Here is an 18300-nt window from a genome sequence, read left to right as displayed (position 1 = left end):
GTAGCTATCCGTCCGAAGGCGAAGGGGTGAGGGTTTTATTATCCCATATCACTATTTGAAGATGATGACTTCTTCTCGGGGTGATTCCTCGCGTGGCCGGTAGGTCTTGTCTGCGCCATCTTCTGCGCCGGCGTAAACCCCGCTTAACTGCTCTTCGAGTTGTTTGGCAACGTCTTCGCCCAGGCTCTTGGAAACTTCGGAGACCACCTTGCCCCGGTTGAGCACGATCCGACCTCCCTGGCTGGTCAGTAATTTGACATCCTGCCCCGCGCCCATGGCGCTGAACGACGATTTGACCGTAAAATTCTTGGTGCTGATCAGGCTGAATTCACCAACCAGTTCAAGACTCAGGGTGTGCGACACCGTGTTGGTGTGGTCAATGGGGTTGGCTTCCTGACGGAATTCGATGCTGTTGATGGCGCCAAACAGGACGAAATCAGCACCGGGGTACATGCCTTTCTTGATGCGGCCGATGATGTCGTAAAGCTTCTCGTTGTTCTTGGCATCCGTAAAGGGTTTGCCCTGAACCAATTGAAAACGGCCGGATTTGAGTATGCTGCCCTTGATGTCGGCCGTGAATTTGCGCATCTCGCCGCGATCGATGTAGCTGTACGTGCCTTCGGCGGAGTAATAGTTGCTTTCCGACTTGGCGTTCAGCGAACCGCTGCTGCGTCGCGAATACGACAAATCCGACTCACGCTCGCTTTCGCGCCCGGAGGCGCGCAGCGACGATTTTTCAGAAGCGGAGACGACGCGGAAATATTCGCTGACCCGTTCTTCATAAGCCAGGTCAGTCACGGCCACCTTGGCGGGGGCGGCCAAGGCCGCAAGACTGGCTATTGCGAACAGGGCGCTAAAACCGACTCGGGTGAACCATTTGACATTCATCTAAAGTTCTCCAGAAGGCGAATCAGCGTCGGGCCGACTTGCGAATTTCCTTCTCGTCGGACCATTCGACAACACCGGTCTCGATGTCGATCAGGCGGAAATTCATCTTGTAATAGACGTCCTTCAGGTCAGCGGTCTTTTTGACGATCGAAGAAATGCTGCCATCCAGACGGTATTTGGCGCCCTGCATCTTGCCGACCTTGACCTGCTTGGTTTTGTCATAGAGACCGGACTGGGTTTGGCGACGCAGTTCGTCAGTCTGATTCTGCATGTTATCGGCTTCAATGGCATAACGGACACCGTTCTTTTGCAGTTGCGTCAGGACCGTATCGGTAATGAGCTTGGTGTCAAAGTATTCGCTGGTCTTGTTCTGCACCGGGGAGGCCATCACCAGTTGTTTCTTCTTGATCAGTGCCTGTATTTCTGGGGTCTGGATCAGGCCCTGGGTCATTTTTTCTGAAATCATTTGGATATCGGTCGAACCAAGATCGGTGTTGACCGTTTCAACCGCTTTGGCATCGCCATAACTTACACCGCTGGTCCCGGTGGTTGGTGAGGTGGTCTGGCAACCCGCCAAAGCAAGTAAAAGAACGCCGGCCAGCAGGTGGGTATGATGATTGGAAGCGAGTATTGAGCCCATTTTGTTTCCTCCTTGAGTGTGTCGTTCTAAGTTCGCCAGTAATAAAATGTCGCCGGCATCGTTTTCTGCAATGGCCTTAATTGGCCGTGTTGTCCGGACTCTGTAGTTGGAGCCGGAAATCTGTCGCCTTGAAGGTCGGCGAAACCACGTTGATGACTTGTTTTTGATTGCCGTAGACAATCATCGGTTTCCACGGCTCATCTTCCCAGACCGTGAAACCATCGCGATCGAGCCACTTGAAGCGGTAATAAAGCTGCTGGTTGCCTGAGCTGATGTTGGTGATTTCGGCTTGAATGCGCAGCAGGTTATCGCGCTTCGTTGCCCGTAAATCAGAAACCTTCAAGTTGTTCATCTTGCCCTGTTCTTCGAGTTTGCTGGCCATCGATGGGCCACTGCTGGCGGCGGTTGGTGGCGGTGACGAAGCCATGGCCAACGTGGGTACTGCATCGCTGCTCCGGCTCACGGTCTGGCTCATGGCGGCAATCCGGCGCGTGGCCAGCGGTGCGAACTGACCGTTCGGGTACTTGCTCAGATAATCCTGATAGTCTTCGGCCTGCTTGCTGTCCTTGATGCTGTCCCAGAAGGACAGTTCGACAGCTTTTGGATCAACCGCCTGCACCACCATTGTCGTGCCGCCGGCTGCCCCGGGAGGCGCTGCTGCCATGGTCTGCGCTGGTGCCGGGCCGGGAACAAAGTAAAAATCGCCGTCAGTCTGGTCGTAGATTGCCGGCTGTTGTTCGTGGCCGACCGATTTGGCTTTTTGAATTACCATCGAGCGCGTTTTCTTGAGCGCCTCGGTACTGCTGACCCCGGGTTGCGAGATCATCGGCAGGAACTCGCGAGTGAACAGGCCATTCGGGCTTTTGTCGTTGCTGCCGAGGCTATCGAGCGCCTCCTGATTGGCGCCCGCCGAGAACAGCACGGTTTGTCCGCTGGGTGAATTAGTCATTGCCAGGCCGCGCGTCGATCCGATCGAACGCCCGGCTTTTTTAGGCAAGGGGTTGTTGCGACAGGCATCGAGCACCAGCAGGGTGTACCTGGCTTTGGCATCAGCCAGTTTGTCCTGCAGGATGGGGACGCTGATCGCCTGATCGGCAACGTCAGCCGAATCACGTGGCGTATCCATGTCGACCGGAACGAGGAAATTCTGGTTGTTGATCTGCAAGCCGTGGCCGGCAAAGAAGAAGACCCCGACGCCACCACCGGAGACCCGCTGCACAAAGTCGTTGATGGCCTGATTCATTTTTTTCTGGCCGACGTTGTTGAGGGATTGAACCTCAAAGCCGACCTTGCGCAGTTCGGCGGCAACGGCATTGGCATCATTGACTGCTTTTTCCAGCTTGACGATGTTTTGGTAATCATTGTTTCCGATCACCAGGGCGACACGGTGTTCGGGCGCAGCATGCAGTTGGCCGGTGCAGGCCAACAGATAGAAGCAGAGGAGCAGATAAGGTTTCATTCTAGTTCTCCGAAACATGGCTGACCTGGGGGCACTGACTTATTCTGCTTTTGCTGCCGGTTTTTTCACCGTTTTCTTGGTTACCGCCTTCTTTGGCTCGGGGGCGGCCACCACTTCAGGCAAGCTTCCCAGCGTATTGGGCTGGCCGACATAAACCGCTCCACCGGTGATACGGATCGGGATGATCGCGAAGCGGTTGCCGATAGTCACCTCTTTTTTGTAGCTTCCGGCGCCTGTCTGGAATTCGATCATCTGGGGGCCTTGCGCCAGGGTGGCGCGCGCCACGGAAATGCGCTCGGGCAAAGTCCGCCAGCTACGCTCGTCCGCCTGTTCGGTAACCACGGTGGCGACGTTGGCGGCTACGCCTAGAACTATCCCGCCTTTGTAGGCCTGATCCTGGGCCACCGATTTTACGACGGCGCGGATGATAGTGCGCAGCAAAATCCCTGGCATCTGATCCTTGAGCTGTCGCCGGGCCATGGCGTCGATATTAGTCAGCGTTTCAACCGGAAGCTGCTTCCCGGCAACCGAAACGGTAGAAGGAACGAAGCCTTTGTTCTCCGATTTGATCAGGGGGAAGGAAAGTGGGGTGATCATGAGCCCGTTTTTTCGTGGAACGGGGAGCGGAATGCTCAGCGACTTCCAGGACGGAGCAAATCCTGATTCAATGACAAACAGCACGTCCGATTCTTTCGGGCCTGGACGGCGACGACCGACGTCTTTCAGTCCGGTCTGCACAATACGGGAGTTCGGCGCCAGCTTAAGGGCATTGCGATACCCCGGTTCAGCCAATGAGGGTTCGCCAGTCACTTCAAAAAAGTAACCGGCCAGATAATGCGAAAAAGCGTTCTGGAAACCATTCTTGAGACTGTTGACCTCAGGCGTATCCAGTTCAGCCATCGGATAGTCCTTCATCTGCTTGACATCAGCCGTGACGTTTTGCGTTTTGGCTTCTTCCTGCAACTTGTCGTATTCCTTCTCGCGGAAACTCTCGATCAACTTTTCTCGCTCGTAGGTTTTTTTCATCTCGATGCGGGCCAGATCGTAGTTGCCCTGCATGATGTGACTCAAGGTCAGATTGGTGGACAGCATCACCTTTTCGTAATCCTGACCCTCGTAACGCCGGGTCTTGTCATTAACCAGGTAGCTGCCAACGTCACCCAGCAGTTTGGCCGCATTGGTTTTGGCGCTGTCTTCCCACTCGCGGACAAATTCGTCGGCTTTCAGCCAGGAATCCCGACCTGCCGGATAATTACTGTCCAGGGTCAGCAATTCGCCTTTTTCAAGATGATAAAGAATGTCTTTGTCCTGGGAAATGACGCCCGGCGTATTGTTTTTTTCAAGTTGTTCAATCGCCAGCTTGACCGAGCCGTTCTTGACCAGAGCAACCGTTTCCTTCAGTTCGCCATCGTACTGACGCATCGGGTTGCCGGCACAGCCTGCCAGAACGGATACCAGCAGCAGAAGAGCGCTTAGTCCCCTGATATTCATGATCGATTTCCTCAAAGAAGCGATAAAGAAAAAAGCGGGATCGATGATATCACCGACGTAATTGTTGCCGAATAATGCTGGCTGCTACTTGGTGATCGGATCATTGCGCCCGGAAAACTTGTCGCTCATGCGCAGGGCGGCATCGGAAAATTCGCCGAGGGGCTTCTCGACGCAATAGCGGTCGACGAAATTTTCCACAGTCCCGCTCGATACGGATGACACCGCTTGGCTCGGGTTGGCATAGTTATGGCCGGTCAGCACGCCGCGTATCCAGGCCAGGTAGGCTTTTCTCTGCTCAGCATCGTCTTTTGATTTAACCCAGGCGCGGCAGGACATATCGTCGAAGCCGACGATTTTTACCGGCGCCGAAATCGCGCCTGTGGCGCCCAAGCTTACGATCAGGACTAACCCGGCCGACGGTAGCATTTTTATTGACATAAACCTTTCCTGACCTAGCCTCAACGAAGGGCCAATTTTCGCCCTTCTGCCCAGTGTAGTCCAGAAGAGTAGTTTGGACGCTTTCGCAGGTACAATTGGTACAACTCGGGCTGTTGATTGCCACCGGAATTTTGCAGGCCAACACTCATGATCGGTCATCTCTACATTGTGGCAGCTCCTTCAGGAGCGGGGAAAACAACGCTGGTTCGCCTGCTCTGCGAGAACGATCCCGGAATTCGGGTATCCGTTTCGCATACCACCCGTGCGCCGCGAGCGGGCGAAAAGGAAGGCCGTGAATACCATTTTGTCGATGTGCAGAATTTTTTCGACAGGGTCGGTCAGGGTGAGTTTATCGAGTGGGCCGAGGTGCATGGCAACTACTATGGAAGCTCGAAACGCTGGATCGAGGCGGAGCTGACAGCCGGGCGTGATGTGCTGCTGGAAATTGACTGGCAGGGCGCGCGGCAGGTGCGTAACGCCTTCCCCGAAGCGCTTGGCGTGTTCATCCTTCCCCCATCTCTGGACGCGCTCAAAGAAAGGCTGTCGGGCCGGGGTACCGATTCGGCCGAGACCATCGCCCGGCGAATTGCCGCAGCACGAGACGAGATGCGGCATGTGGATGAATTCGATTATGCTATTATCAACGACGATTTGCGGCAGGCGCTTGGCGATCTTCAGTCAGTGATCAGCGCTTCGCGACTTCAATACAAAACCCAGCGCCAGCGACACTTCGCGTTGTTCGCGACACTACTTTGATTTTTAGGACGAGAACCATGGCACGAGTAACCGTAGACGACTGCATGCACTTCATCCCCAACCGTTTCCAGATGACCCTGGCGGCAACGTACCGCGCGCGCCAGATCACGTCCGGTGCAACTCCCATGGTTGGTGCCGACCGTGACAAACCGACCGTCATTGCTCTGCGTGAACTGGCGCAGGGCATGTACGGGCTAGAAGTCCTCAATCGCGGTCACGCCTGACCGACTCTGGCAGGCTGCGTGGTGCTAAATTGTGAATTCAGACGCCACTGCCTCCAACCTTGTCAGTGGCGCCGCTTCTGGGCAGCGGCTGGATAAGGCGGTTTACCAGAATGAGGATCCGGCGTATCGGGTCTTTGTCGACACCCTTAGCTACCTTGGCCCGGAAGAAATAGCCCTCGTCATTGAGGCGTATCGTTTCAGCGAGGAAGCGCACCAGGGGCAGACGCGCCTCTCGGGCGAGCCTTACATCACCCATCCACTCGCGGTGGCGGGCGCGCTGGCTGAGTGGCGCATGGACGCGCAGGCCATCATTGCCGCCCTGCTCCATGACGTCATGGAGGATACGGTAGTATCCAAAGCTGAAATCACTGCGCGTTTCGGCAAACAAGTCGCTGAGCTGGTAGACGGGCTTTCCAAGCTTGAGAAGATAGAGTTTCAGTCCTATCAGGATGCGCAGGCGGAGAATTTCCGCAAAATGCTGATGGCCATGGCGCGCGATCTGCGCATTGTGCTGATCAAACTTGCCGACCGTTTGCACAACCTGCAGACGATGGCGCATGTGCGTCATGAAAAACGCCGGCGCGTCGCCGGAGAAACGCTGGAAATTTACGTACCAATCGCTACCCGGCTCGGGCTGAACAACATTTCGCGGCAACTGCAGGATCTTTCTTTCCAGCACATCCATCCGATACGTTTTCGCGTGCTGACGCGCGCGATCAGAGCGGTGCGTGGCAACCGTCGTGAACTATTGTCGAAGATTCTGGATGGTATCCGCGGCAAGCTGTATGAGTCGCATATCGACGCCGGGGTGTTTGGCCGTGAAAAAAGCCTGTATTCGATTTATCGCAAAATGGTCGAGAAACACCTTAGCTTCTCGCAGGTGCTCGACATCTACGGCTTTCGCATCATTGTTCGGGATGTCCCCAACTGCTATCTGGCCCTCGGCGCGTTGCATGCCCGTTATAAACCAGTGCCGGGAAAATTCAAGGATTATATTGCCATCCCCAAAGGGAACGGTTACCAATCCTTGCACACCACTCTGATCGGCCCCTACGGCACCCCAATCGAGATTCAGATACGCACCCAGAGCATGCACCATCTAGCCGAGGAGGGAATCGCTTCACACTGGCTGTACAAGGATAGCGAAGAGTCCGGCGCCAACCTGCAGGTCAAGATGCACAAATGGCTGCAATCCCTGCTTGAGCTGCAAAGTTCAGTTGGCGATTCTTCCGAATTTCTTGAGCACGTCAAGGTTGATCTCTTCCCGGATGAAGTCTACGTTTTTACGCCCAAGGGAAAGATTCTGGCATTGCCGCGCGGTGCGACAGTGATCGATTTTGCTTACGCCGTGCATACCGATATTGGTCACCGCTGCGTTGCCGCTCGTATTGATCATGAACTGATTCCGCTGTCTGCCGAACTGGCCAATGGCAATCAGGTCGATATCATTACGGCGCCCCATGCCAGCCCGAATCCGGCCTGGTTGACCTATGTCAAGACCGGGCGGGCGCGCACCAAGATTCGCCAGTTTCTGAAGGCCATCCAGCAGGACGGATCAAGCATGCTTGGCGAGAGCATGTTGAATCAGGAGTTGCAGGCGCTCGGCGTGGTTCCATCGGCGATTCCGGTGGCCGTCTGGGATCGTGTGATTCGTGATTCGGGGAAAAAATCGAGACGGGAATTATTCTCCGACATTGGCCTTGGCCGTAGTCTGGCCGGAGTTCTTGCCCATCGTTTGGCGGCGAACGACGAGGTGCCTCAGACCGACCCCAGCGTCTCGAAGCCGCTGGTCATCCGTGGTAGCGAGGGAATGGCCATTCAGTTGGCCTCCTGTTGTCAGCCGATTCCCGGAGACCCGATTATCGGATTGCTGCGCAAGGGGCAGGGTTTGCGCATTCACACCCATGCCTGTCAGGTGGCCAGAAAATCGCGTGGTAGCGAGCCACAGAACTGGATTCACGTTGAGTGGGCACCCGATCCCGGTCAATCATTTGATGTGCGCATCCGGGTCACCGCCAAAAATGCTCGTGGCGTGCTCGGGCGTGTCGCCACAGGAATATCGCAGGCGGGCGTCAATATCGAGCATGTGAGCATGGACGAGACAAACCCGGGACTTTACACGGAGTTGCACTTTCTTATCCAGATTACCGGCCGTCCGCAACTGGCCTTGTTGATGCGTGATCTTCGCCGTATTTCCGACGTTGTACGTATTGTTCGTGAGCAGGAGTAGTTTTTGAACGTCTTGATTTTTGGCGCCGGTGTCATTGGCGTTAGCAGTGCCTGGTATCTGGCCAAGGCCGGCCATGAAGTAACCGTCGTTGATCGCCAGCAGGCCGCCGGACTGGAAACCAGTTTCGCCAATGGCGGCCAGATTTCCGTTTCGCATGCCGAGCCCTGGTCCAATCCGCACGCCCCATGGCGTGCCCTGGCCATGATGGGGCGCGAGGATGCGCCGCTGCTCTTTCGTCTGTGCTGGGATCTGGCGCTTTTCGACTGGAGCTTGCGTTTTTTGCGCGAATGCACGCCGGGACGAACCCGTGCCAATATGCGCGACATCGTCGCCCTGGCCCTCTATAGCCGCAGCCAGTTAAAGGCTTTGCGCGCCGAAACAGCGATTGAGTATGACCATCTCGAACGCGGCATTCTGCATGTTTACACTGACCAGAAGGAATTTGCGGCGGCCGTTGAAGCGGCTAAAGTAATGCGCGAATTTGGTTGTGACCGGCGCACCATTGATGTCGATGAATGCGTGGCGATTGAGCCGGCGCTGACGGCTGCGCGACCGTTGCTGGTCGGTGGCGACTATACGGCGGCCGATGAATCAGGAGATGCGCAGTGCTTCACCAGGAATCTTGCCGTGCTGTGCGCTGCGCGTGGCGTCAACTTCCGTTATGGCACCACAGTTGAGGCTTTGTCCGTGTCTGGCGGCCGCATTGGCGGGGCCGTGCTTAATACGCCGTCTGGCCGTGAGTTGCTTACGGCCGATGCGTATGTCATCGCACTTGGCAGCTACACCCCGCTCCTTTTGCGGCCGCTGGGGATACGCCTGCCGGTTTATCCGGCCAAGGGTTACTCGGCGACGATTACGCTCGCCGAATCAAGCATCGCGCCCAGCGTGGCGATGACTGACGATGGTCATAAGCTGGTCTTCTCACGCCTTGGCCAGCGTCTGCGCGTTGCCGGTACGGCCGAATTCAACGGCTATAACACTGAACTCAATAGTGTGCGCTGCCAGGCCTTGATGCAGCGAACGAACCAGCTCTTCCCGGAGCTTCGTCCGGCTGGCGAGCCTGAATTCTGGTGCGGGCTGCGCCCATCGACGCCATCAAACGTGCCGTTTATCGGCCGCTCGGTGTTTCCTAATCTTTATCTCAACACTGGCCATGGAACACTTGGCTGGACTATGGCTTGCGGTTCCGCTACGGCGCTGGCAGATATCATCAGTGGCCGGCAGCCGGAAATCAGTTTACGCAGTAGCTAGACTTGGTGCCCCCCGCGCATGCTGATCGACACCCACTGCCATCTTGATGCTCACGAGTTCGACGTAGACCGCGAGACGATCGTTCTCGCGTCGCGCGCTGCCGGAGTGTCGGCAATGCTCGTCCCGGCGGTTGCACAAAATAATTTTTCTGCCGTGCGCGCTTGCTGTCAGCGTTACCCGGGCTGTTTCCCGGCTTATGGCATGCATCCCCTCTACCTCGATCGGGCCTGCGAAGCCGACCTTGTCACCCTGCGGGACTGGCTGAAAAGCGAGTTGGACGGCGAGTCGGACGACGTCTCGCCGCCAGTCGCTGTCGGTGAGATCGGCCTTGATTTCTACGTGCCGGGTTTTGATGCAGCTCGCCAGGAGCATTTTTTTGTCGAACAACTGAAAATTGCCCGGGATTTCGCTTTGCCTGTACTGCTGCATGTGCGGCGTTCGATTGATCAGGTGTTGAAATGCCTGCGTCGTGTTGGTATCAGAGGCGGCATCGCGCATGCGTTCAACGGCAGTCGTCAGCAGGCAGAAGAATTTATTCGGCTCGGTATCAAACTGGGTTTTGGCGGCGCCATGACTTACCCTGGGTCTACCCGTATCCAGCGGCTCGCCAGCACCTTGCCGATCGATGCAATTGTCCTGGAAACTGACGCACCGGATATGCCGCCGTTCTGGCTTGCCGGTGGGCGCAATACGCCGTTGGAGTTATGCCGTATTGCTCAAACTCTAGCGGAGTTAAGAGGAATGTCAATGAGCCAGGTACAGGACGCCACGTCGGCCAACGTGCTTTCGCTACTGCCTTTGCGCTTGATCATTTGATGTACGCTCGGGGACGTGCGTTCTTCGCGACAGCAGGACGTGTCAAAAGTTGTCGGCCCATGGAAAAAACGCCATACTGCCCGAGCAGTTGAGCATTACCCGTCTTTAGCGAGAGAGGATTGAGCGTGGAAATTTTCAAGGCTGATGTAGTTATCGTTGGCGGTGGGGGAGCCGGTTTGCGCGCGGCGATCGCCGTTGCAGAGTCTGATCCGGCGTTAAAGATCGCACTGGTTTCCAAGGTTTATCCGATGCGCAGTCACACGGTGGCTGCGGAGGGCGGCGCTGCTGGCGTCAAGAAACCAAGCGACAGCTTTGACTATCACTTTCACGATACGGTGGGCGGCGGCGACTGGCTATGCGAGCAGGATGTCGTCGAGTATTTTGTCGAGCAGGCGCCGGTTGAGCTGACCCAGCTTGAACACTGGGGCTGCCCGTGGAGCCGCACCGAAGATGGCCACGTCAATGTGCGCGCTTTCGGTGGAATGAAGATCGAACGCACCTGGTTTGCTGCGGACAAGTCAGGTTTTCATATCCTGCATACCCTGTTCCAGACCTCGATCAAGTATCCCTCGATCAAACGTTTTGACGAACATTTCTGCGTCGACCTGCTGGAAGAAGATGGCCGCTGCCAGGGCGTCGTGGTCATCGAAATGGGTACTGGCGAATTCTCGATGATCGAAGCCGCGTCGGTGATCATCGCTACCGGTGGTGCCGGTCGCGTCTTCCGCGAGAGCACGCTCGGTGGCATCGTCACCGGCGACGGCATGGCCCTGGCCTACCGTCATGGGGTGGCTTTGCGCGACATGGAATTCGTTCAGTACCACCCAACCTGCATGCCGGTTACCGGGCTGCTGTTTACCGAGGCTTGCCGTGGCGAAGGGGGATTCCTGGTCAACAAGGATGGCTATCGCTACCTCCAGGACTACGGCCTCGGCCCTTTGCCGGACAAGCCGAAAAATAAATACATGGAGCTTGGCCCGCGCGACCGTCTGAGCCAGGCTTTCTTTTTTGAGCAGCAGAAGGGGCGCACCATCGAGCATCCAACGCTTGGCTCGGTGGTCCATCTCGACCTGCGCCATCTGGGCGAAGCGCACTTGCGCGAGCGTCTGCCACTGATTTACGAAATGGCCGAAACCTTCATGGGCCTTGATCCGGCCAAAGACCCGATCCCGGTTCGCCCCGGGGTGCATTACACCATGGGTGGTATCAAGGTCGACGGCAACTGCGCTGCATCACTGCCCGGCCTTTATGCCATTGGCGAATGTTCAAGCGTGGGTATTCACGGCGCCAATCGTTTAGGTTCAAACTCGCTGACCGAACTGCTCGTTTTTGGCAAGGTTGCGGGTGTTGCAGCGGCAAAAAATGCGCGATCTGCCGCTCCCGGCAATTCGGCCAGCCTGCTCAAACAGGCACAGGCGATCGAGCAGCGCGTCATGGCGCTGAAGACCAGGACCGGAGGAACCGAGAGAATCGCCGGTATCCGCAAGGAAATGGCGCAGACTATGGAAGATGGCTGCGGTATTTACCGGATGCAGGATACGATGCAGGCCACCTGCGACAAACTCGCCGAACTGCGTGAGCGCTTTAAGAACATCAGCATCGACGACAAGTCCAGCGTTTGGAATACTGACTGGTTGACAGCCATTGAGCTTGACTATCAACTCGACGTGGCGCAATCGATGGCGCATTCGGCGATCAACCGCAAGGAATCACGAGGAGCCCACCAGCGTCTGGATGGTTACGAGCTGCGCGACGACGTGGCTTTCCTGAAACACTCGGAGGCGTACTACGTTGCTGGCGGTGCACCGCGCATCGTCCTGGGCGATGTGAAGATCACCAAGTCTCAACCGGCGGCGCGCGCCTATGGCGCTGCGGGCGAAAAAGCAGACCAGGAAAGGAAAGAATCCAATGTCTGAAAACCATAAAATCATTGAAATCGAGGTTCTGCGCTATAACCCCGAGAGCGACGACGAGCCGCATCTCGAGGTATACAAAGTCCCCTTTTCTGACGACATGTCGGTGCTGCAAGGGGCGCAGTACATCAAGGATAACTTCGACGGTTCGCTGACTTTCCGCTGGTCGTGCCGGATGGCCATCTGCGGCAGTTGCGGCATGATGATCAACGGCATCCCCAAGCTCTCCTGCGAGACTTTCCTGCGCGATTATTATCCAAGCCGGATTCGTATTGAAGCGATGGCGAACTTCCCGATCGAAAAGGATCTGGTTGTCGATTTGAGCGGCTTCATCGAGAAGCTTGAGAGCATCCAGCCCTATATCATCGCGAAGGAGCCACGTACCCTGGAGCAGGGCGAGTATCTGCAAACTCCCGAGGAGTTCAACAGGTATATCCAATTTACGTCCTGTATCAACTGCACCCTGTGCTACGCCGCCTGCCCCCAGTTTGGCCTCAATCCGGACTTCATCGGCCCTGCCGCAATTGCCCTGCTGCATCGCTACAACATGGATTCGCGGGATGGCGCCGCAGCACAGCGGATGGAACTGGTCGCCTCCGAAGAAGGCGTTTTCAACTGTAGCGCAGTTGGTTATTGCTCGGAAGTCTGTCCAAAACACGTTGATCCGGCCAACGCCGTCAACATCAACAAAACCAACGCAGCGAAGGACTACTTCCTACGCTTCCTGTCGCCGAAAGGGGGTTCCAAGTGAGTAAGCGTCGTCCCTATGTCCGTTCGATGGACGGTTGGTGGAGGAAAAACCCCTTCTACGTCGAATACATGATTCACGAGTGCACCGCCCTGTTCGTCGCCGCCTATGCCTTTGTCCTGCTCGTTGGCCTGGTTCGCTTGGGTCAGGGCGAAGCGGCCTGGAATGGCTGGCTTGACGCACTGAGAAGCCCAGTGTCAGTGGCCTTTCACGTCGTATTTCTAGCGGTTATTGCCTATCACACCTACACCTGGTTCGTGATCATGCCTATCACCTTGCCGCCGATCATCATTGGTGGAAAGACGGTCGGTCCCGGTGTGATAACCGGTGGTGGTCTGCTGGCAGCCGTTGTGGTGAGCCTGGTCATGCTCGCCCTGGTGTGGAGGATTGTATGATGAAGGCAGGACTGAAACGTTCCAATGCGCCCATTTTCTGGGGTCTGTTTGGTGCCGGTGGCATGCTGTCGGCGCTGTTTGGCCCGGTACTGGTATTCATTACCGGCATTGCCGTTCCGCTCGGGCTGCTGTTGCCGAAAGGAGCGATGAGTTATCCGAAGATGCAAGCTTTTGCCCAGAATTTCATCGGCAAGAGTTTTATCTTTGCGGTCATCGCCCTCTTCCTGTGGTTTGCCGCGCACCGTATTTTCCATTCACTGCACGAGATTGGTATTCATGCCGGGCTGGGGGCCAAGTTGATCTGTTACGGCTCAGCCTTTGCCAGCACGGTGATTGCCGCCTACGTTCTGCTCGTTCTGGGTTTCTAGCAGCCTGGCAAAAATGGCTGGCACACTTGTTTACTGCACGATGAGCAACCGTGGAGAAAACAGTCATGACCAAGAAGTATGTTCTGGCGCTGGATCAGGGAACGACGAGTTCGCGCGCGATTCTGTTTGATCAGGCCGGAAAGTGCGTTGGCGCCGTCCAGCAGGAACTCGCGCAAATCTATCCAAAAGCCGGCTGGGTTGAACACGACCCGATGGAAATCTGGGAGACGCAAAGTGGTGTTGCGCGCGAGGTTCTCGAAAAGAAAGGCATAGCTCCTGATGAGCTGGCGGCAATCGGCATCACCAATCAGCGCGAAACGACCATTGTCTGGGAAAAGGCCAGCGGCCAGCCGATCCACAACGCGATCGTCTGGCAATGCCGGCGTACGGCAAGTACCTGTGATGATCTCAAGGCCAGGGGCCTCGAAGCGTACATCCGCGAAGCGACCGGACTCGTCGTCGATGCCTATTTCTCGGCGACCAAGGTCAAATGGATTCTCGACAACGTCGACGGCGCGCGGGTGCGCGCCAAAAACGGAGAACTGCTGTTCGGTACTGTCGATACCTGGCTGATCTGGAAGCTCACGCGCGGCAGGGTGCACGTCACCGACTACTCCAATGCCTCGCGCACCATGCTGTTCAACATCCGTGATCTGAGCTGGGATCAAAGGATTCTCACTGAACTGGATATCCCGGTCTGCATGCTGCCGGAAGTGAAACCCTCGTCCTGTGTTTACGGGCATACCGATGCGCAGATCTTCGGCGGCGCTGCAATTGCGATTTCGGGCGATGCCGGCGACCAACAGGCGGCTCTTTTTGGGCAGGCCTGTTTTAGCGACGGTATGGCGAAAAACACCTACGGTACGGGCTGTTTCATGTTGATGAATACGGGTAAGACGCGTGTGCCTTCACGTCATGGCCTATTGACAACCATCGCCTGGGGCATCGACGACAAAGTCGAGTACGCCCTCGAAGGCAGTATCTTCGTTGCCGGTGCTGCGGTGCAGTGGCTGCGTGATGAACTAAAGCTGATCGACGAGGCAGCACAGTCCGAGGCGCTGGCGCTGGCCGTGCCCGATAGCAATGGTGTTTATCTGGTGCCTGCCTTTGTTGGCCTGGGAGCGCCCTACTGGGATATGTACGCCCGCGGCGTCATGGTCGGTCTGACACGTGGCGCCAACCGCAATCACATTGTACGTGCCACCCTCGAATCGATCGCCTTCCAGACGCGCGACGTTCTACAGGCCATGGAGGATGACTCCGGAATCAAGCTCAAGGCGCTCAAAGTCGATGGCGGAGCGGTTGCCAATAACTTCCTCATGCAGTTTCAGTCCGACATTCTGGGGGTTCCGGTTGAGCGCCCACTACTGACCGAAACAACGGCCATGGGCGCTGCTTTTCTCGCCGGACTGGCAGTTGGATTCTGGAAGGACAGGACAGAAATTACCCGAATGTACGCTGTTGATAGAACCTTCAGGCCGACAATGGGTGCCGAGCTGCGCGAGAAAAAATACCAGGGCTGGAAGCGGGCCGTCGAGCGTTCGCGTGCCTGGGACGAGCCTGAGAGTTAAGGCGCTTGAGCTTTGAAAAATAACGTTTATTGTTTTGAGTAAATTAACTCAATCATGTAAAACATCAGCCGTCAGTTCATCATCTTGCCTTACCCAAAAAGGACAGATAAGATCACCGATCTTGGAATCAAGAATCAACCCTTGGAGCAATAGAAGAGTTGTATCGGGTTGAGGTTTCATCCACCGTAGAAGCTTGGCAAGAACCCATGCCAAGCAATTCACCCCGCAGAGAGGCAAAGATGAACCTAGGCACCTGGATGGCAACAATTCTTCGCGTGCGTGCCGATCTGTCGAACGTGATGTCGGTTCAATGAGGGCCGAGACAATGAACGGCACAGCACTGCATAAATTCGCCACCCCCCTCTTCGCCGGCCTCCTGCTCAGCCTCACCAGCCTGCTCGCCGTCGCCGCCCCGACGATCAGCCTGAGCGCCCCGGCCAACACCGCCAAATACCTGGCCCCGGCCACCGTCAATGTCAACGCCAGCGCTACCGTCGAGGCCGGCACCACGATCACCCAGGTGGCCTTCTACGCCAACGAACTGCTCATCGGCACCGATACCCGGCCGCCCTACAGCGTCGCCTGGGCCAACGCGCCGGCTGGCAGCTACGTACTCACGGCAATCACCACCGACAGCAAGGGCAATGAGGCGACCAGCGCCCCGCGCAGCATCACGGTCAACGCCGACAACACCCCACCCACAGTGGCCCTCACCACCCCCGCCAACAACTCCAAATACCTCATCCCAGCCAGCCTCACTGTCTCCGCCAACGCCAACGGCATCGAAGTCAACACCCCGATCACCCAAGTCGAGTTCTACGCCAACGGTGCCCTGATCGGAACCGACACCACCAGCCCCTACAGCATCAGTTGGGCGAGTCCACCGACCGGCACCTACACAATCACCGCCAAGGCTACCGACAGCGCCGGCGGTGTCACCACCAGCGCTGCCAACACGGTGACGATCACCGCCAGCGACACCCCGCCGACCGTGACTCTGAGCACCCCGGCCAACAATGCTAAATACCTGGCCCCGGCCACGGTAACGCTCACCGCCAGCGCCAGCGGCGTCGAAGCCAATACCCCGATCAGCCAGGTCGAGTTTCTCGATGGCAGCACGGTCCTGGCGACACTAACGACCAGCCCCTATACCTATGCCTGGACGACTGCCACAGTCGGCACCCACAGCATCACTGCCCGAGCCACCGACAGCGGCGGCGCAGTCGGCATCAGCATTGCCCGAAGCATCACGATTACCGACACCAACACCCAGCCCACAGTAGCCCTCACCGCCCCGGCAAACAACTCAAAATACCTCACCCCAGCGAGCCTCACCGTCTCGGCTAACGCCAACGGGGTCGAAGTCAACACCCCGATCACCCAAGTCGAGTTCTACGCCAACGGCACCCTGATCGGAACCGACACCACCAGCCCCTACAGCATCGCCTGGGCGAATCCACCGACCGGCACCTACACAATCACCGCCAAAGCCACTGACAGCGCTGGCGGTGTCACCACTAGCACTGCCAGCACGGTCACGATCACCGCCAGCGACACGCCGCCAACCGTGACCCTGGGCACCCCGGCCAACAATGCTAAATACCTGGCCCCGGCCACGGTAACGCTCACTGCCAGCGCCAGCGGCGTTGAAGCCAATACCCCGATCAGCCAGGTCGAGTTCCTCGATGGCAACACCGTACTGGCAACGCTCACCACCAGCCCCTACACCTATGCCTGGACCACTCCTTCAGTTGGCACTCACAGCCTCACCGCCCGGGCCACCGACAGCGGCGGCGCCGTCGGCACCAGTGCCGCCAACAGCATCACGATCAATGCCAGCAACACCCCACCGACAGTGAGCCTCACCGCCCCAGCCAACAACTCGAAATACCTCACCCCAGTGAGCCTCACCATCTCGGCCAACGCCAACGGCATCGAAGTCAACACCCCGATCACCCAAGTCGAGTTCTACGCCAACGGCACCCTGATCGGAACCGACACCACCAGCTCCTACAGCATCGCCTGGGCGAGCCCTCCGACCGGCACCTACACAATCACCGCCAAAGCCACCGACAGCGCTGGCGGTGTCACCACAAGCATTGCCAACACGGTAACCATCACCGCCAGCGACACGCCGCCGACCGTGACCCTGGGCACCCCGGCCAATAATGCCAAATACCTGACCCCGGCCACGGTAACGCTCACCGCCAGCGCCAGTGGCGTCGAAGCCAATACCCCGATCAGCCAGGTCGAGTTCCTCGACGGCAGCACGGTCCTGGCGACACTGACGGCCAGCCCCTACACCTATGCCTGGGCCAATGCTCCGGTTGGCACCCATAGCCTTACCGCCCGAGCCACCGACAGCGGTGGCGCCGTCGGCACCAGCCTTGCCCGAAGCATTACGATTACCGACACCAACACCCCGCCCACCGTCAGCCTCACTGCCCCAGCCAACAATTCAAAATACCTCACCCCAGCGAGCCTCACCGTCTCGGCCAATGCCAACGGGATTGAGGTCAACACCCCGATCACTCAAGTCGAGTTCTATGCCAACGGCACCCTGATCGGAACCGACACCACCAACCCCTACAGCATTGCCTGGGCGAGTCCACCGACCGGCACCTACACAATCACCGCCAAAGCCACCGACAGCGTCGGCGGTGTCACCACCAGCACTGCCAACACGGTGACGATCACCGCCAGCGACACCCCGCCGACCGTGATCCTGGGCACCCCGGCCAATAATGCCAAATACCTGGCACCGGCCACGGTAACGCTCACCGCCAGCGCCAGTGGTGTCGAAGCCAATACTCCGATCACCCAGGTCGATTTCCTCGATGGCAGCACAGTCCTGGCAACGCTTACCACCAGCCCCTACACCTATGCCTGGACCACTCCTTCAGTCGGCACTCACAGCCTCACCGCCCGAGCCACCGACAGCGGCGGCGCAGTCGGCACCAGCACCGCCCGAAGCATCACGATTACCGACAGCAATACCCCGCCGACAGTGAGCCTCACCGCCCCGATCAACAACGCCATGGTGCAGGTCCCGGTCGATGTCCTGGTCAGCGCCAGTGTCAGCGCACCGGAAGTGAACGATACGGTCAGCCAG

The 18300-nt window shown here is 57.4% G+C and carries 16 protein-coding genes; 11 read left to right on the top strand and 5 right to left on the bottom strand.

Going from position 1 to position 18300, the window contains the following annotated elements; genetic code table 11:
- Positions 1–51 precede the first annotated feature (51 nt).
- The 5 genes from Q1J43_RS02335 to Q1J43_RS02315 all read right to left on the bottom strand — a co-directional run bounded on the left by Q1J43_RS02335 (position 52) and on the right by Q1J43_RS02315 (position 4916).
- Positions 52–888 (bottom strand): hypothetical protein, encoded by an 837-nt coding sequence (locus Q1J43_RS02335; protein ID WP_301100715.1) that lies wholly within the window; start codon positions 886–888, stop codon positions 52–54.
- Between the two features lie 22 nt (positions 889–910).
- Complete coding sequence (lpoB, locus tag Q1J43_RS02330) at positions 911–1528, bottom strand: penicillin-binding protein activator LpoB (RefSeq protein WP_301100714.1); 618 nt, start codon at positions 1526–1528, stop codon at positions 911–913.
- 76 nt (positions 1529–1604) lie between these two features.
- Positions 1605–2987: a DUF1425 domain-containing protein gene (locus Q1J43_RS02325; protein ID WP_301100713.1), complete on the bottom strand. Its 1383-nt coding sequence runs from the start codon at positions 2985–2987 to the stop codon at positions 1605–1607.
- Between the two features lie 39 nt (positions 2988–3026).
- Positions 3027–4478, bottom strand: coding sequence for a hypothetical protein (locus Q1J43_RS02320; RefSeq protein WP_301100712.1), 1452 nt, complete (start codon positions 4476–4478; stop codon positions 3027–3029).
- A gap of 84 nt (positions 4479–4562) precedes the next feature.
- Positions 4563–4916, bottom strand: coding sequence for a hypothetical protein (locus Q1J43_RS02315; RefSeq protein ID WP_301100710.1), 354 nt, complete (start codon positions 4914–4916; stop codon positions 4563–4565).
- Positions 4917–5063: 147 nt separating this feature from the next.
- Between Q1J43_RS02315 and gmk the strand changes: the two genes are divergently transcribed.
- The 11 genes from gmk to Q1J43_RS02260 all read left to right on the top strand — a co-directional run.
- Positions 5064–5672 carry a guanylate kinase gene (gene gmk, locus Q1J43_RS02310; protein ID WP_301100709.1) on the top strand — a complete coding sequence of 203 codons (609 nt, stop codon included), beginning with the start codon at positions 5064–5066 and terminating at the stop codon, positions 5670–5672.
- Positions 5673–5689: 17 nt separating this feature from the next.
- A complete protein-coding gene (gene rpoZ / locus Q1J43_RS02305) occupies positions 5690–5896 on the top strand; it encodes a DNA-directed RNA polymerase subunit omega (RefSeq protein ID WP_301100708.1) in 207 nt (68 codons plus the stop codon).
- A gap of 88 nt (positions 5897–5984) precedes the next feature.
- Positions 5985–8126 (top strand): bifunctional (p)ppGpp synthetase/guanosine-3',5'-bis(diphosphate) 3'-pyrophosphohydrolase, encoded by a 2142-nt coding sequence (locus Q1J43_RS02300; RefSeq protein WP_301100727.1) that lies wholly within the window; start codon positions 5985–5987, stop codon positions 8124–8126.
- A 3-nt stretch (positions 8127–8129) separates the two neighbouring features.
- Positions 8130–9377, top strand: a complete 1248-nt coding sequence (locus Q1J43_RS02295) for a D-amino acid dehydrogenase (protein ID WP_301100707.1) — start codon at positions 8130–8132, stop codon at positions 9375–9377.
- Positions 9378–9395: 18 nt separating this feature from the next.
- Positions 9396–10193 carry a TatD family hydrolase gene (locus Q1J43_RS02290; protein ID WP_301100706.1) on the top strand — a complete coding sequence of 266 codons (798 nt, stop codon included), beginning with the start codon at positions 9396–9398 and terminating at the stop codon, positions 10191–10193.
- 125 nt (positions 10194–10318) lie between these two features.
- Positions 10319–12109: a fumarate reductase (quinol) flavoprotein subunit gene (gene frdA, locus Q1J43_RS02285; RefSeq protein WP_301100704.1), complete on the top strand. Its 1791-nt coding sequence runs from the start codon at positions 10319–10321 to the stop codon at positions 12107–12109.
- Positions 12102–12857 carry a succinate dehydrogenase/fumarate reductase iron-sulfur subunit gene (locus Q1J43_RS02280; protein ID WP_301100703.1) on the top strand — a complete coding sequence of 252 codons (756 nt, stop codon included), beginning with the start codon at positions 12102–12104 and terminating at the stop codon, positions 12855–12857. Before frdA ends, Q1J43_RS02280 begins: the two co-directional genes overlap by 8 nt.
- Complete coding sequence (locus Q1J43_RS02275) at positions 12854–13249, top strand: fumarate reductase subunit C (RefSeq protein ID WP_301100702.1); 396 nt, start codon at positions 12854–12856, stop codon at positions 13247–13249. The genes Q1J43_RS02280 and Q1J43_RS02275 overlap by 4 nt, the downstream gene beginning before the upstream one ends.
- Entirely contained in the window at positions 13246–13617 is a 372-nt protein-coding gene (frdD, locus tag Q1J43_RS02270; protein ID WP_301100701.1) for a fumarate reductase subunit FrdD, read from the top strand. The genes Q1J43_RS02275 and frdD overlap by 4 nt, the downstream gene beginning before the upstream one ends.
- Positions 13618–13682: 65 nt before the next feature.
- Positions 13683–15188 carry a glycerol kinase GlpK gene (gene glpK / locus Q1J43_RS02265; protein WP_301100700.1) on the top strand — a complete coding sequence of 502 codons (1506 nt, stop codon included), beginning with the start codon at positions 13683–13685 and terminating at the stop codon, positions 15186–15188.
- Positions 15189–15513: 325 nt separating this feature from the next.
- The coding region (locus tag Q1J43_RS02260) for an Ig-like domain-containing protein (protein ID WP_301100699.1) at positions 15514–18300 on the top strand (2787 nt) is incomplete at its 3' end.

The organism is Propionivibrio sp. (assembly GCF_029255185.1).
Taxonomy (GTDB): Bacteria; Pseudomonadota; Gammaproteobacteria; order Burkholderiales; family Rhodocyclaceae; genus Propionivibrio.
The sequence above is the reverse complement of the archived record's forward strand: the minus strand, read 5'-3'. Positions and strand labels throughout refer to the sequence as shown.

Excerpts from the sequence above, each read along its gene's own strand:
- Q1J43_RS02335 (WP_301100715.1), bottom strand. The coding sequence starts at position 888 with ATGAATGTCAAATGGTTCACCCGAGTCGGTTTTAGCGCCCTGTTCGCA.
- lpoB (WP_301100714.1), bottom strand. The coding sequence starts at position 1,528 with ATGGGCTCAATACTCGCTTCCAATCATCATACCCACCTGCTGGCCGGC.
- Q1J43_RS02325 (WP_301100713.1), bottom strand. The coding sequence starts at position 2,987 with ATGAAACCTTATCTGCTCCTCTGCTTCTATCTGTTGGCCTGCACCGGC.
- Q1J43_RS02320 (WP_301100712.1), bottom strand. The coding sequence starts at position 4,478 with ATGAATATCAGGGGACTAAGCGCTCTTCTGCTGCTGGTATCCGTTCTG.
- Q1J43_RS02315 (WP_301100710.1), bottom strand. The coding sequence starts at position 4,916 with ATGTCAATAAAAATGCTACCGTCGGCCGGGTTAGTCCTGATCGTAAGC.
- gmk (WP_301100709.1), top strand. The coding sequence starts at position 5,064 with ATGATCGGTCATCTCTACATTGTGGCAGCTCCTTCAGGAGCGGGGAAA.
- rpoZ (WP_301100708.1), top strand. The coding sequence starts at position 5,690 with ATGGCACGAGTAACCGTAGACGACTGCATGCACTTCATCCCCAACCGT.
- Q1J43_RS02290 (WP_301100706.1), top strand. The coding sequence starts at position 9,396 with ATGCTGATCGACACCCACTGCCATCTTGATGCTCACGAGTTCGACGTA.
- Q1J43_RS02280 (WP_301100703.1), top strand. The coding sequence starts at position 12,102 with ATGTCTGAAAACCATAAAATCATTGAAATCGAGGTTCTGCGCTATAAC.
- frdD (WP_301100701.1), top strand. The coding sequence starts at position 13,246 with ATGATGAAGGCAGGACTGAAACGTTCCAATGCGCCCATTTTCTGGGGT.
- glpK (WP_301100700.1), top strand. The coding sequence starts at position 13,683 with ATGACCAAGAAGTATGTTCTGGCGCTGGATCAGGGAACGACGAGTTCG.